This is a genomic window from Staphylococcus sp. HMSC055A09 (assembly GCF_001809655.1).
Lineage (GTDB): Bacteria > Bacillota > Bacilli > Staphylococcales > Staphylococcaceae > Staphylococcus > Staphylococcus capitis.
Genome location: NZ_KV798353.1, coordinates 29,718 through 42,022, shown reverse-complemented (window position 1 = coordinate 42,022; position 12,305 = coordinate 29,718). Strand labels below are relative to the sequence as shown.

Genomic DNA, 12,305 nt, shown 5'->3' with positions numbered 1-12,305 from the left:
TTTATTGAAAAATTTACCTGAAATCATATATATATTATTTTTAGCTACATTTCTTGAAAGATTTAGCTATTTTCTGATTATACCTTTTTTATCTATTTATTTAGCTCAAAATTATCATTTAAGTGGTTTGGAAATAGGTTTGGTAGTTTCGACATTTGCGATTACATCTCTATTTATGAGTTTTATAGCGGCGCCTTTTATAGACAAAATCGATAAAAAAGTCATTATTTTTGTTGGTTTATTTCTATCGGCAATGAGTTTCCTATGTTTCCCTCTAATCAGTAAATGTCTATTTTTCGTTATATTTGCTTTAGTTAATAGTATTGGAAGTAGTCTTCTTTCGCCGACATATAAAACAATTTTGGCATTATCCACTGATAAAATGAATAAGGAATTTGTATTTAATATACGCTATTATCTTGTTAACATTTCAGCTACATTAGCTCCATTGGTGTCAGTACAATTACAATTCTTAGGTGTACATATTATTTGTTACATCATTTTTATGGCTTATTGTATCAATTTCAATGCGTTTATATATGCATTTTACGTACTTAAAATAGATTTACAAAATAAAAATAATACTTTGAAAGTTGATATTAGTCGTATGTATACTACATTTCGTGATGATAGAGCATATTCATATTTAATCATTGGATTGATCCTGTTTGTGTTTGGTTATACCGTTATGACTAGCATATTACCCCAATATTTTGCTATATATTATAAAAATCTTAATGCCTCAAAGTTATTTGCGTTGTTACTTTCAGTAAATGGAATTACTGTTATCACATGTCAATTCTTCGTTTATGTTTTTAGCAAACGCGCATCCATTAAAACAGCAATGATTACGGGGGCCTTCTTATTACCTGTGAGTTTATTTGCTCTAGGGATAATTGATGATGTTATCTTAAAATGTATATCAATGGTCGTGTTTACTTTAGGCGAAATGTTGGTTTTTACAATGATGGATATACGTATTGATGCATTATCTAATGATAATTTTAAAGGGACATATTATTCGTTAGCTGGGTTGCAAAACCTGGGAGCTTTGTTAGCGCCAATCATAGGTGGTGTGTGTTTAGACATTATTCAGCAAAGTTGGATAATATTCGGATTGTTATCAATTATAACCTCTTTCAGTATATTATTTTTCTATAAAAGTAATAAAATTGCATAATCATCAAGATTGGAATTGTATATTTAAATTCATAAGTGTATAAATATAGATTTAAATGTTATATATTGTGATGATTTCAACGTCTAAGTATTCAAGTCTGTCAGTTAAGCAAAATTTATTCATTATATCTTAAAGGTTTTATAATAATAATGTAAAGAAATAATTGAGAGGAGATGAATTTCATGAGTGATTTAATTCAATTCGCGAAAAAAGTCTTCGACTTCTTAAGAAGTATTCTAGTACATGGTGGACCTAAGTTTTAAATAAATTGCCACTCCATTAAGGAGTGGCTTTGTTGTATTGAATTGTAGTACAACGTAAAAAATTAAACATTAAGATTTTTGAAATTTTCGAAAGTTTAATATATATTTGTTAAACAAACTTTAAGACTAAAATTATGGAGGGGTATATGAAGACTGTCAGTCCATTTATTTATGTAAAAGACGTAGATAAATCATTAAGTTATTATAAAGATGTATTTCAGGCAAATACTGAAATTCTGATGGGTAAAGATGGTAAAACGTATCATGCCCAATTGATTATTGGAGAGAGTACTTTTGTTCATTTCGCAGATACTTTCCATAAACATCCGATTTCTAAAAATCCTCACCTCATTATCGAATGTGATTCGCAAGAAGAATTGGAACGTGTGTATCAACGATTAGTAGATGACGGTGGTCAAATTAAAGTGAAATTAGAGAAGACGTTCTTTAATGCGTATCATGCTGAAGTTAAAGACCGCCTAAATGGTATTACATGGGTATTAAATTACTTCATTAATGGCACATTTTAAAATTAAACAATTCGTTATGGGTTAGTTAAAAACGAGAAACGTTTTTAACTAACTTTTTTTATTTGTGCTATTGCTAAACTCATTTTCAAAAGAATAGGTTGATACTTAAACCAACTTTCTATAAAATGTAAAACGTAATAATTATTATTTACATAAAGAGAGGTTATATGAATGGCTAAGATACCAGTGACAGTGCTAAGTGGATATTTAGGTGCTGGAAAGACAACATTGCTTAATCATATTCTTAAAAATAGAGAGGGGCGTCGAATTGCTGTCATAGTCAATGATATGAGTGAGGTCAATATTGATAAAGACTTAGTCGCTCAAGGCGGAGGGTTATCTAGAACGGATGAAAAACTTGTCGAACTATCAAATGGGTGTATCTGTTGTACTTTAAGAGATGATTTACTTAAAGAAGTTGAACGTTTAGTTAAAAAGGGCGGTATTGACCAAATTGTCATTGAGTCTACAGGAATTTCAGAACCTGTACCGGTTGCGCAAACATTTTCCTATATAGATGAAGAATTGGGGATTGATTTAACCGCTTTATGTAGGTTAGATACTATGGTAACTGTAGTGGATGCGAATCGTTTTGTTAACGATATACAATCTGAAGATTTATTAGCTGATAGAGATGAAAGTATAGGGGATGCTGATGAACGCACAATAGCAGATTTACTGATTGACCAGGTTGAATTCTGTGATGTGATGATTATCAATAAAACTGATTTAGTAAGTAAAGAGGCATTAGGTCGTTTAGAACAGACTCTTAGAGCGTTACAACCTGAAGCAAAGATGATTAAAACAGTAAATTCAGAAGTTGATTTATCAGAAGTATTAAATACACAGTTATTTGACTTTGAGAAGGCAAGTGAGTCTGCGGGATGGATCAAAGAGCTTACAGAAGGTGGTCATGAACATCATACGCCTGAAACAGAGGAGTATGGAATTTCATCATTTGTTTATCGCAGAAAACTCCCATTTAACGCAGAACGTTTTAAAGATTGGTTCGATCATTTACCTAGCAATATCGTGAGAGCAAAGGGAATCGTTTGGTTTGCACAACATAATAGTGTAGCTTGTTTATTGTCGCAAGCAGGCTCGTCATGTGATGTTCATCCTGTAACATATTGGGTTGCTACCATGCCTGAACAAAAGCAGAAAGAAATACTTCAAGCACGTGCGGAAGTAGCTGCTGAATGGGATTTAGAATATGGGGATCGTCATACGCAATTTGTTGTTATAGGAACTGACTTAGACCAAGAGGAAATAACTAGACAGCTAGATGCTTGTTTAATAAATACTTCAGAAATTAATCAAGATTGGCGATTACTTTACGATCCTTATCAATGGAAATATGATAAAAGAATGTAGTGAGGAGTTGATGCGTATCATTTACTATTCTGGGTGAACTTAGAGTCTTGAGTTTCAAGAAAATAAGTGATTGTTCCACGTGAAAAATACATTAAAAATACAGGTTATTGTAAAAGTGAATGTAATTAAGCACTCCTGCAATAACCTGTTTTAATTTATTTAATATTCTTTCTAACAAATTGACCTGCCGAACCTTTAAATGATTCGCCACCAGCCATTTCTTGTTTCGCATATTGGTCTGTTGATTTTCCATCTAAATTATATCCATATGTTCTCAAGCCATAAATTTTGCTGAATTTGGAATCTAACATCGGTGAACCTGAAGCGCCTGATCTGAAAATATCTTTTGTTAGTATTTCTGAACCATTTCCAGAAAATTGTACAAAGCGTAAACGATTAAAATATGCCTTAGTATTATCATTATGTTGCCATGGATAACCTAATGAGTAAAGTGTCGAGTTGAATTTTAAACTTTTAATTTCTTTGTCCGTAGCGATTCGTATAGGTTTAACATACTTGCCCATATTTTCTTTAGTATGTACTACCGCAATATCGCTTTGAGGTACTTTAATCACCTTTGAGGCATGAAAATGATATGGGATAGACTTGCCATCTCGATTCATATCGAATGAAATGTATTTAGCAGCTGCAGCTTTACCATATCTGTCATCAATGACATGGGCATTCGTAATAAATGTATGCGAACCTATCACTGTTCCTGTTCCCATTGAATCTTGTTTTCTTACTTTTGGGTCGTTGCTTCCTTTTTTCCAGCCATTCTTATTAGATACTCTACCAATTGCTTTTAATTTACTTTGTTTAGTAGTTGTGTAATGCGAGATACTAAGTTTCTTATTACTGATTTTTTTAGCTTTATTCAAAGCTGTAACATATGTTGGATACTGAAACCCGTCTCGATAATAATGATCAACTTCAGCTTTAGCTTTTTCACTGTGGTACAAACTAAATGTAATAGTGGATGTTGAAATCAGTGTACCAGCAATAACAGTTTTAATGATTTGAGATATTTTCATAATTAGCTCTCCCTTTGTTAATGAAAATAAATGATCTAATTAGACAATAGCGAATGGCGTAGTGAAAATGAGTAACACAAAAAAGTTAACGAAGAATAGAGAAATATTAAGTGATTTATTATTTCTAAACATTCCTAAAATGTTAACAATGATAGATATAACGAAAAATGTTGCACCTGGGAAATACCAAAAACTAAATCCACTTTCGTTATATAGATTAGTGAACATTGTTGTATAGCAAATAAACACGCTAATTAGTGTGAATAAGATTGATAAAATATCTAAAATTGATAGATTTCTCATGTATGTCGTTCCTTTCGATGTCGTAGTAATAATTAAATTTTTAGCATTGAAATCATAGTTAAGAGTTAGCAAATTTCATGCTGTATATTCTATTATATGTATAAATATGTTTATTACAATAGTTATTTTAATTTTTAATATAAATAAACAAAAAGAAAGGGCGATTAGATAGTGGGGAGATCTATTATTCAAGTAGTAAGTGATTTGCAAATAAAAAAACCACTACCTTATTAGGTAGTGGTTTGGATAAAAATTATAGACTATTTTTTGAATTTTTTAACTAAGTCTACGATAGTTTTAACGATTTCGATGATAGTTGTAACGATACCCATGTTTGTTGCCTCCCTTCACAACATTGTATGTTAGAGAATTTTTATTGAATATTCATAAGCTATGAGTAATAGCTAAATGAATCAATAAACTTATTTGTTAGTGAATTTTTCAATTAAGCCTTTGACAACTTTAACGATTTGATTGATGATATCACTCATTAAAATTACCTCCTTTGCTTAGTTGATATGTATAGTTTAACGAGAAAGTGATGTTTTGGGTGTGATATTCCCTAACTCGTTTATTAAATAGCCTAAGTGAAATTTTTAGGTCATTAAGTTACACACAATTATTCCTAGATGTAGTTAAGTAGTGTAAACCTTTACAAAACCTTTACATTCATATTTTGAGCTTGTTCTTCACTTCACAATTTAACCTTATTTTAGGTAGAAAAATTGGTGTGACAAGCCAATTTAAATTGACATTAGTATTAAAATGAATTACATTTATACTAATGTGCGCAAAAGTAACAGCTAAGTCTTACTTTAGCGATTATGGATTTCGACATCCAAATTGATGAAGAAGAAAGAGTTTTTACTTTGCTATAAATGATATATAGGCAGCTTATTTAAATAAAGTTAATAATAGTACATGTTTAATTGATTAACATGTTTACTCTATACATACTTGAGTTGAATTGAAGCCTACAGTAGTTATAAATTCTTTTAAACCATCATTGTATTCAATGGTGGTGAAGGGATTAACTATTGTAGGCTTTTTTATTATGGAAATTAAGTGAAATAGAAGTCATTTTTGAAAAGTGGGGGACGTGCAATGTTAAGTATGAGCATCATTTTAATAGTATTTTTTATAACACTTGTCATTGCTATACTGAGTGGATTAATATTTCTCATTCCATCAGTACCAATTAAATACATTAAAATACACCTTTATCTCATTGTTCTACCAATTATTATAAGTGTTATAGGACTATTGAATGTTAGTGATAGAGAACAAATTGGGCCTTTTACAATGGATCATCTCGCGTGGTTAATGGGAAGTTTCATACTTATTTTAGGTTTTATTATTCAAAAGTTCTCAGTTCGTTATTTAATAGGTGACCGTAATTACCGCAAGTATTTTCCATTATTTACGTTAATCACATCTTTTGCATCTATTGCATGGTTAAGTGGAGATTTGAGATTGATGGTTTTATTTTGGGGAGCAACGTTACTTTCTTTAACGCTACTCATAAGAGTAAATCGTTCTTGGAAGATACCTTACGAGGCGGCTAAAGTATCTGGAAAGTCATTTGCTTTGGGATGGCTCTCATTACTTGTTGCTGTCATCTTATTATATGTAGCTACAGGAAACTGGCATATTAATGTCACTTTAGCAAACGATGACGTAATAACTAGTGGTATGAGATTCATCATTGATATGCTCATCGTTTTAGCAGTAATCGTACCTGCTGCTCAATTTCCATTCCAAAGTTGGTTAATTGAATCAGTAGCTGCACCTACGCCTGTTTCTGCAATTATGCACGCGGGCATTGTGAATGCGGGAGGCATAATACTAACACGGTTTTCACCTGTCTTTAATGACCCATTAGCAATTACTATCTTGTTAATTATCGCAAGTATTTCTGTATTACTAGGGTCTGGCATCAGCTTGGTACATGTGGATTATAAAAGACAATTAGTTGGTTCTACGATGAGCCAAATGGGCTTTATGCTTGTTCAATGTGCCTTAGGAGTTTACTCAGCAGCGATTATTCATTTAATTTTACATGGTGTATTTAAAGCAACGCTATTCTTACAATCAGGTTCGGTTGTGAAACGATTTAATATACCAATACCACCTAGCGCTAAGCGTTCTTATAGTTGGGTAGTATTAGGTCGTTGCTTAGCAATTATTATTGCTATTTTATTTTGGTTAGGTAGTGACCGCAGTGCATATGAAATTTTAAGTGCTTTAATATTGGCGTGGTCGCTAATGGTATCATGGAATCAAATGGTGGCATTTAGTAGAGGACTAATCGGTAGAGTGATAGGTATTATAATGATTGTTATTGTTGCTCTTGTTTATATTGTTACACATCATTATTTCTACAATACATTAAGTCATGTTTATATGAATGTTGCTCATCCACCATTAATGAGTGTGATCATTGGTATTTTAATTTTAGTGTTTGGAAGCGTTCTTAGTATTTGGGTTGCACGTCAGAGAGATTCAAAAGCGTTTGCTGTTTTGTATTTGTGGCTGGTTAAATTAGGTGAAGCCAAGACGAAATCAATCGAAAGTCACCCAACTTATCTGAAGAAATATTTATAAAAGAGGAGAGAAAGGTTATGACTCAATATCAACAAGATATGAATGAATTGGTATCACGTGCAAAACGTGTCATTACACCCTTATCACCTATTTCTATATTTGCTGCACGCAATCCATGGGAAAGTTTAGAAGATCGTACCTTTGATCAAGTTGCAAAGTGGATTAGAGAGGTAAGAGATATTGATATGTATCCTAACCATGCTTCTATTCATGCAGGAATTAAAAATGGAGAGATTGATAAGAAGGTGTTTGAAGACGTTCTTCAAGAAGATATAAACGCTTTTGATACGCCTCTCTCTGAAAATGAAGTTCACGCATATATGGATAATGCTAAACATTTATCTCACATTGATGAGGAATATTTTAATGAAAATGATCAAACAAAATTAGAAGAATGGGTGAAAGATCATTTTAAAGATTCTGTGAGTCAAACACGTGTTAGAGCTAAGAGTGCTGACCGTCTTAGTTCAAACGGAGAAAAACTTATCGATATTTTAGACGCACACATGATTAAATGGTCAAAATTATATTTAGACGATTTTCAATCAAGTTGGACAATGCCACAACGTGATAAAGGTTTTTATACAGCATGGTTACATTTAGCACAACACGACCCAATGTTACAGAAAGAACAACGTCAAAAAATTAAAATGCTATCTCATGACGTCAATGAAGCGATTTATCAAGCTTTTAAATATTTGAACATTAAGGAAGAAAACCAGCAAGCATATGTAGAAAGTCATTTATTATCATTACCTGGTTGGGCTGGAATGATGTATTACCGTGCAGAAAAAAATGAATTTGAAAAAGACTTACTTACTGAATATGTAGCTATACGCTTGTCTATGGAAGCATTGCTGATTAATAGTCAATTTGATACCTCTAATGGACTGCCTTTTCATATAAAAAAAGGTTTGGAGCAAGTTCATACGTTACTTTATCACAGCAACATGTCTGTGAGTGAATGGTTAGAGTTACCGGCGTCTAAACAGAGTGATTATTTAAAATTAGTAGAAACTTTTAGTCCGGCATATTTCCAGAAACTGTGGCTTTATGCGTGGGAAGAAACGCATGAAAATGAATTAGTTGAAAAAATCTATGATTCACCACGTAAGATACATGATAAACAAAGAACACAAGTACAACTAGCATTCTGTATTGATGTACGTTCTGAACCGTTTAGACGTCATTTAGAGAGTGAAGGTCCTTTTGAAACGATAGGTATAGCAGGATTCTTTGGTTTACCTATTCAAAAAGAAGTGCTAGATGAGCAATTTACGCATAATTCATTACCGGTCATGGTAGAACCTGCATATAAAATTAAGGAATATGCTGATCGACAAGAGTTAAATATGTATAATCAACAACAACGTTCTGTAACTTCGATGTTTTATACATTTAAACTAATGAAGCATAATGTATTACCTAGTCTATTATTACCCGAACTAAGTGGGCCATTTCTCAGTATTAATACTATTGCTAATACCATTTTACCGAAGAAAGCACATCAATTTGTGAATCGTCTTACAAAAAAATGGCTTCGTAAACCTGATGCCAAATTAACAATTGAAAGAGAACACGGTCAATACTCTGAATTACCGATAGGGTTTACTGAGGAAGAGCAAGTTCAATTTTCTAAAAATGCTTTACAATTAATGGATTTAACAAAAGACTTTGCACCACTTGTAGTTTTAGGCGGTCATGGTAGTGAGTCTCATAATAATCCTTATCATGCCACATTAGAGTGTGGCGCTTGTGGGGGGGCATCGAGTGGATTTAACGCTAAATTATTAGCTACCATGTGTAATATGCCATCTGTAAGAGAAGGGTTAGCCCAAGAAGGAATTCACATTCCTGAGGACACTGTTTTTATAGCTGCAGAACATAAAACATCAGTAGATTATTTAGAGTACATTTACATGCCACACTTAAGTGAAGCCGCACAACATGCTTTTGATCAATTAGAAGCAGCAATGCCTAAGGTAAGCTATAAAGCTAATTTAGAACGTCTAGGTGAATTACCGAGTATTGATGAACATCACAAGGACCCTATTGGTGAAGCGCATCGTTATGCAAGTGATTGGAGCGAAGTTCGACCTGAATGGGGATTAGCTAAAAATGCAGAATTTATAATTGGTAAACGTGAAATTACTGAGAATAGTGATCTAGAGGGGCGAGCATTCTTACACAATTATGATTGGGCGAAAGATGAAGATGGCCAAATTTTAAACACGATTATCTCAGGCCCTGCCCTTGTTGCTCAATGGATTAACTTACAATATTATGCGTCTACAGTGGCACCACACTTTTATGGTAGTGGAAATAAGACGACACAATCTGTGACTTCAGGTGTAGGTGTGATGCAAGGGAACTCAAGTGATTTAATGTACGGGCTGCCGTGGCAGTCTGTTATGGCAGGAGATAATGAAATGTATCATTCGCCAATACGCCTCCTTGTAGTTATCCAAGCGCCTGATGCGCATATTCAACGCCTGCTAAATGAAAATGATCATTTTCGTCGTAAAGTTGATCATCGTTGGGTCAGACTTGCTAGTATTGATGAAAATAATAGCTGGAAAGATTGGTAATTGTTAATTAGTGTGATAAAGAATTGTGATCTAAATTAACGCGATTTCGGAAATATCTAGATTAATGTTAAACTATAGTTAATCAAGATATAGGAGTAGTCTAGTTATGAAAAAGACTAAAGGTATTTATGAATCCGAAATAAGTAAAGCTATTACGCAATGGGAAAAGGACTTTCTAGGTAGAGGGTCATTATCTGTAAAAACTGACATATTACGCGATATGATAATTGTTAATTTACAAGGTATATTAACACCTGCTGAATATCGTGTATGTAAGACGAACGAAGGCTTATTAAATATTAAGCGTACACGTTCAGAACTTGTCGAATCAGGAGAAGATGATTTAAATGCGATTATTTATGATTTGACAGGCGTAAAAGTTGTGACATTTCATAGTGATTTAAGCACAGTTACTGGTGAGCGCGTGATTGTTTTTAAATTAGAAGATAATTTTGAAAAAAGAATAAATCAATAAACGGAATGAAGACAGTACTATCGAAGAGATAGTGCTGTTTTTTATTTTAGATGAAATAAATCATTGACGTATACAACTAAACGATAGATGATTCCCATTAAATTAGGAATAATAACCATTGTGGCGATTAACTTTTCAGATTTAAATGCAATTAAACTTAAAATAATAGGGATTATATAAAGTATAAATAACCATAATAATAACGTGTCAAAGTTGGGATGGAATGGTATAAAAAAGCGTATAAGTGTAATAATGAGAGCAATGTAAATGAGTATTCGCTTATCCTTCAAAATATTCCTTCCTAACATATATAAAATAGATAAAACTTATTATACATTAATATTCATGTAATAAGTATAAAATCTTAATGATAAATGATAGCTTAGTGCATAAATTAATACAAGAGATTGTTTGAAAAAGTAATTGATTAGAATTTGAGGTAGAATGAGAAATAATAAATCATTTAGCAAGTGAATTTGTGGTTAAAGTGAGGCGTATTCAATGAGAATAAATCAATTTAATCAGCCTATAGGGGATGAAGTATCTCATAATTATCAATTCCAATTTCCTAAAAAAGAACAATTAGACGGAAGGTATAGTTCATTAGTTAAATTAAATGAATCTCATATTGACGATTTGTTTCAAGTTTTAGGTAAGGAAGATAGTCGGCCTAGTTGGACATATTTATTTGAGAATCCAATTCTACACAAAGAGGAATTTAATAAGTACATCCAACGTTTAATACACAAGGAGGACTCAGTATTTTACGCAATTATCGATCGCAACCAGCAACGTGCATTAGGCTATGTCTCACTAATGAGGATAAATCAAAATCATGGCTCAATTGAGATAGGTAATGTACATTATTCTAATCAGTTAAAACGTACAAGAGTTGCTACTGAAATCCAATTTTTATTAGCACAATATGTCTTTGAAGGTTTAGGTTATCTGAGATATGAATGGAAATGTGATCATTTAAATGAGCCTTCTAAAAAAGCTGCACAACGCTTAGGATTTACCTTTGAAGGTGTGTTTAGACAGGCAGTTATTTATAAAAATAGAAATCGTGATACTGCATGGTTTTCTATGATCGATAAAGAGTGGCCTCAAATAAAAAAGAGATATGAAATTTGGCTAAAACCTCAAAATTTTGATGAAAAAGGCAATCAAGTTAATAAGTTGTAAAAAGTTAGTTTTAAGAAGAACAAGAATATGATTTATCTTCTATCACAACTAAGAGAAATAGGTGTTTAAATGAAGATTGAAAGGTTGAATTTAATAAAAGTAACAATTCCTTTGCTTATCATGTTGCTTATTATTTTTAGTTTTATGATGTATGGTGTAATGACAAACTGTCACTTACTCAAAGTTATAGATAAATCATCTTTAGAGTGGTTTACACAATGCTTTGGTCACCCACCAAGAGTATATGAAGGTGATATTTTAAATTTATATATGACTTTTTGTGCTACAGTTGGCGATGTAAGTGCCGTTCTTAAATTAGCATCAATACTCGTTATATGTTTGTTTATTTTCAAAAATAAACATCAAGCGATATGGGTATTATTATTAATGACTACAGGTACATGGATTAATTATCTTATTAAGCAAACTGTGGAAAGACAGCGTCCATTTAGTCATTTAGCTATTGATTCTGGATGGTCCTTTCCTAGTGGTCACTCTAATGCGAGTACCTTACTCTTTTTAGTGATTATGCTTACAATTGTACCTGTTATAAAAGTAAAAGTGATTCGAATCATTATTATAATTGTAACAAGCATACTCTGGATAAGCATTTTGTTTTGCAGATTATATTTTCATGCACACTATCTTACTGATGTTATTGGCGGTGGAACATTAGCAGTTGTATGGGTATTACTATTTATAATGGCTTACCCTTTGTTTACTTTACGGAATAATAAGAAAAACTAGAGTGATATAAGGAGTTTAGATA

At 32.3% G+C, this 12,305-nt stretch carries 13 protein-coding genes; 8 read left to right on the top strand and 5 right to left on the bottom strand.

Annotated features, from left to right (window positions below; all coding sequences use genetic code 11):
• The first annotated feature begins 4 nt into the window (after positions 1–4).
• The 3 genes from HMPREF2642_RS01420 to HMPREF2642_RS01410 all read left to right on the top strand — a co-directional run bounded on the left by HMPREF2642_RS01420 (position 5) and on the right by HMPREF2642_RS01410 (position 3,347).
• The gene (locus HMPREF2642_RS01420) at positions 5–1,180 is read left to right on the top strand and encodes an MFS transporter (protein WP_030061270.1); all 1,176 of its coding nucleotides are present in this window, start codon (positions 5–7) and stop codon (positions 1,178–1,180) included.
• Between the two features lie 409 nt (positions 1,181–1,589).
• Complete coding sequence (locus tag HMPREF2642_RS01415) at positions 1,590–1,973, top strand: VOC family protein (RefSeq protein ID WP_002454466.1); 384 nt, start codon at positions 1,590–1,592, stop codon at positions 1,971–1,973.
• Positions 1,974–2,144: 171 nt separating this feature from the next.
• Positions 2,145–3,347 (top strand): GTP-binding protein, encoded by a 1,203-nt coding sequence (locus tag HMPREF2642_RS01410; protein ID WP_023349897.1) that lies wholly within the window; start codon positions 2,145–2,147, stop codon positions 3,345–3,347.
• 155 nt (positions 3,348–3,502) lie between these two features.
• Here the strand turns inward: HMPREF2642_RS01410 and HMPREF2642_RS01405 are convergent, their stop codons facing one another.
• From HMPREF2642_RS01405 to HMPREF2642_RS11920, 4 genes are all read right to left on the bottom strand, one after another.
• Positions 3,503–4,381 carry a trypsin-like serine peptidase gene (locus tag HMPREF2642_RS01405; protein ID WP_002434468.1) on the bottom strand — a complete coding sequence of 293 codons (879 nt, stop codon included), beginning with the start codon at positions 4,379–4,381 and terminating at the stop codon, positions 3,503–3,505.
• 39 nt (positions 4,382–4,420) lie between these two features.
• Positions 4,421–4,684, bottom strand: coding sequence for a hypothetical protein (locus tag HMPREF2642_RS11360; RefSeq protein WP_023349896.1), 264 nt, complete (start codon positions 4,682–4,684; stop codon positions 4,421–4,423).
• 260 nt (positions 4,685–4,944) lie between these two features.
• Positions 4,945–5,016, bottom strand: coding sequence for a PSM-delta family phenol-soluble modulin (locus HMPREF2642_RS11925; RefSeq protein ID WP_095323428.1), 72 nt, complete (start codon positions 5,014–5,016; stop codon positions 4,945–4,947).
• Between the two features lie 90 nt (positions 5,017–5,106).
• The gene (locus HMPREF2642_RS11920; protein ID WP_098905584.1) at positions 5,107–5,175 is read right to left on the bottom strand and encodes an alpha-1/alpha-2 family phenol-soluble modulin; all 69 of its coding nucleotides are present in this window, start codon (positions 5,173–5,175) and stop codon (positions 5,107–5,109) included.
• 613 nt (positions 5,176–5,788) lie between these two features.
• Between HMPREF2642_RS11920 and HMPREF2642_RS01400 the strand changes: the two genes are divergently transcribed.
• The 3 genes from HMPREF2642_RS01400 (at position 5,789) to HMPREF2642_RS01390 (ending at position 10,351) form a co-directional block, all read left to right on the top strand.
• Positions 5,789–7,288 (top strand): NADH dehydrogenase subunit 5, encoded by a 1,500-nt coding sequence (locus HMPREF2642_RS01400; protein ID WP_030061267.1) that lies wholly within the window; start codon positions 5,789–5,791, stop codon positions 7,286–7,288.
• A 17-nt stretch (positions 7,289–7,305) separates the two neighbouring features.
• Positions 7,306–9,876 carry a DUF2309 domain-containing protein gene (locus tag HMPREF2642_RS01395; RefSeq protein WP_030061265.1) on the top strand — a complete coding sequence of 857 codons (2,571 nt, stop codon included), beginning with the start codon at positions 7,306–7,308 and terminating at the stop codon, positions 9,874–9,876.
• A 106-nt stretch (positions 9,877–9,982) separates the two neighbouring features.
• A complete protein-coding gene (locus tag HMPREF2642_RS01390) occupies positions 9,983–10,351 on the top strand; it encodes a Na-translocating system protein MpsC family protein (RefSeq protein ID WP_002434441.1) in 369 nt (122 codons plus the stop codon).
• 41 nt (positions 10,352–10,392) lie between these two features.
• On the opposite strand, the gene HMPREF2642_RS11355 is transcribed toward HMPREF2642_RS01390, so the two are convergent.
• A complete protein-coding gene (locus HMPREF2642_RS11355; protein ID WP_023349893.1) occupies positions 10,393–10,641 on the bottom strand; it encodes a hypothetical protein in 249 nt (82 codons plus the stop codon).
• A gap of 211 nt (positions 10,642–10,852) precedes the next feature.
• Here HMPREF2642_RS11355 and HMPREF2642_RS01385 point away from each other — a divergent pair, with 211 nt between their 5' ends.
• Positions 10,853–11,536 (top strand): GNAT family N-acetyltransferase, encoded by a 684-nt coding sequence (locus HMPREF2642_RS01385; RefSeq protein WP_070597581.1) that lies wholly within the window; start codon positions 10,853–10,855, stop codon positions 11,534–11,536.
• A gap of 69 nt (positions 11,537–11,605) precedes the next feature.
• Positions 11,606–12,283 carry a phosphatase PAP2 family protein gene (locus HMPREF2642_RS01380; protein ID WP_023349890.1) on the top strand — a complete coding sequence of 226 codons (678 nt, stop codon included), beginning with the start codon at positions 11,606–11,608 and terminating at the stop codon, positions 12,281–12,283.
• The last annotated feature ends 22 nt before the right edge of the window (positions 12,284–12,305 follow it).

Coding starts and splice junctions, on each gene's coding strand:
- HMPREF2642_RS01395 (WP_030061265.1), top strand. CDS start 7,306: ATGACTCAATATCAACAAGATATGAATGAATTGGTATCACGTGCAAAA.
- HMPREF2642_RS01390 (WP_002434441.1), top strand. CDS start 9,983: ATGAAAAAGACTAAAGGTATTTATGAATCCGAAATAAGTAAAGCTATT.
- HMPREF2642_RS01410 (WP_023349897.1), top strand. CDS start 2,145: ATGGCTAAGATACCAGTGACAGTGCTAAGTGGATATTTAGGTGCTGGA.
- HMPREF2642_RS01405 (WP_002434468.1), bottom strand. CDS start 4,381: ATGAAAATATCTCAAATCATTAAAACTGTTATTGCTGGTACACTGATT.
- HMPREF2642_RS01400 (WP_030061267.1), top strand. CDS start 5,789: ATGTTAAGTATGAGCATCATTTTAATAGTATTTTTTATAACACTTGTC.
- HMPREF2642_RS01415 (WP_002454466.1), top strand. CDS start 1,590: ATGAAGACTGTCAGTCCATTTATTTATGTAAAAGACGTAGATAAATCA.
- HMPREF2642_RS01385 (WP_070597581.1), top strand. CDS start 10,853: ATGAGAATAAATCAATTTAATCAGCCTATAGGGGATGAAGTATCTCAT.
- HMPREF2642_RS11360 (WP_023349896.1), bottom strand. CDS start 4,684: ATGAGAAATCTATCAATTTTAGATATTTTATCAATCTTATTCACACTA.
- HMPREF2642_RS01380 (WP_023349890.1), top strand. CDS start 11,606: ATGAAGATTGAAAGGTTGAATTTAATAAAAGTAACAATTCCTTTGCTT.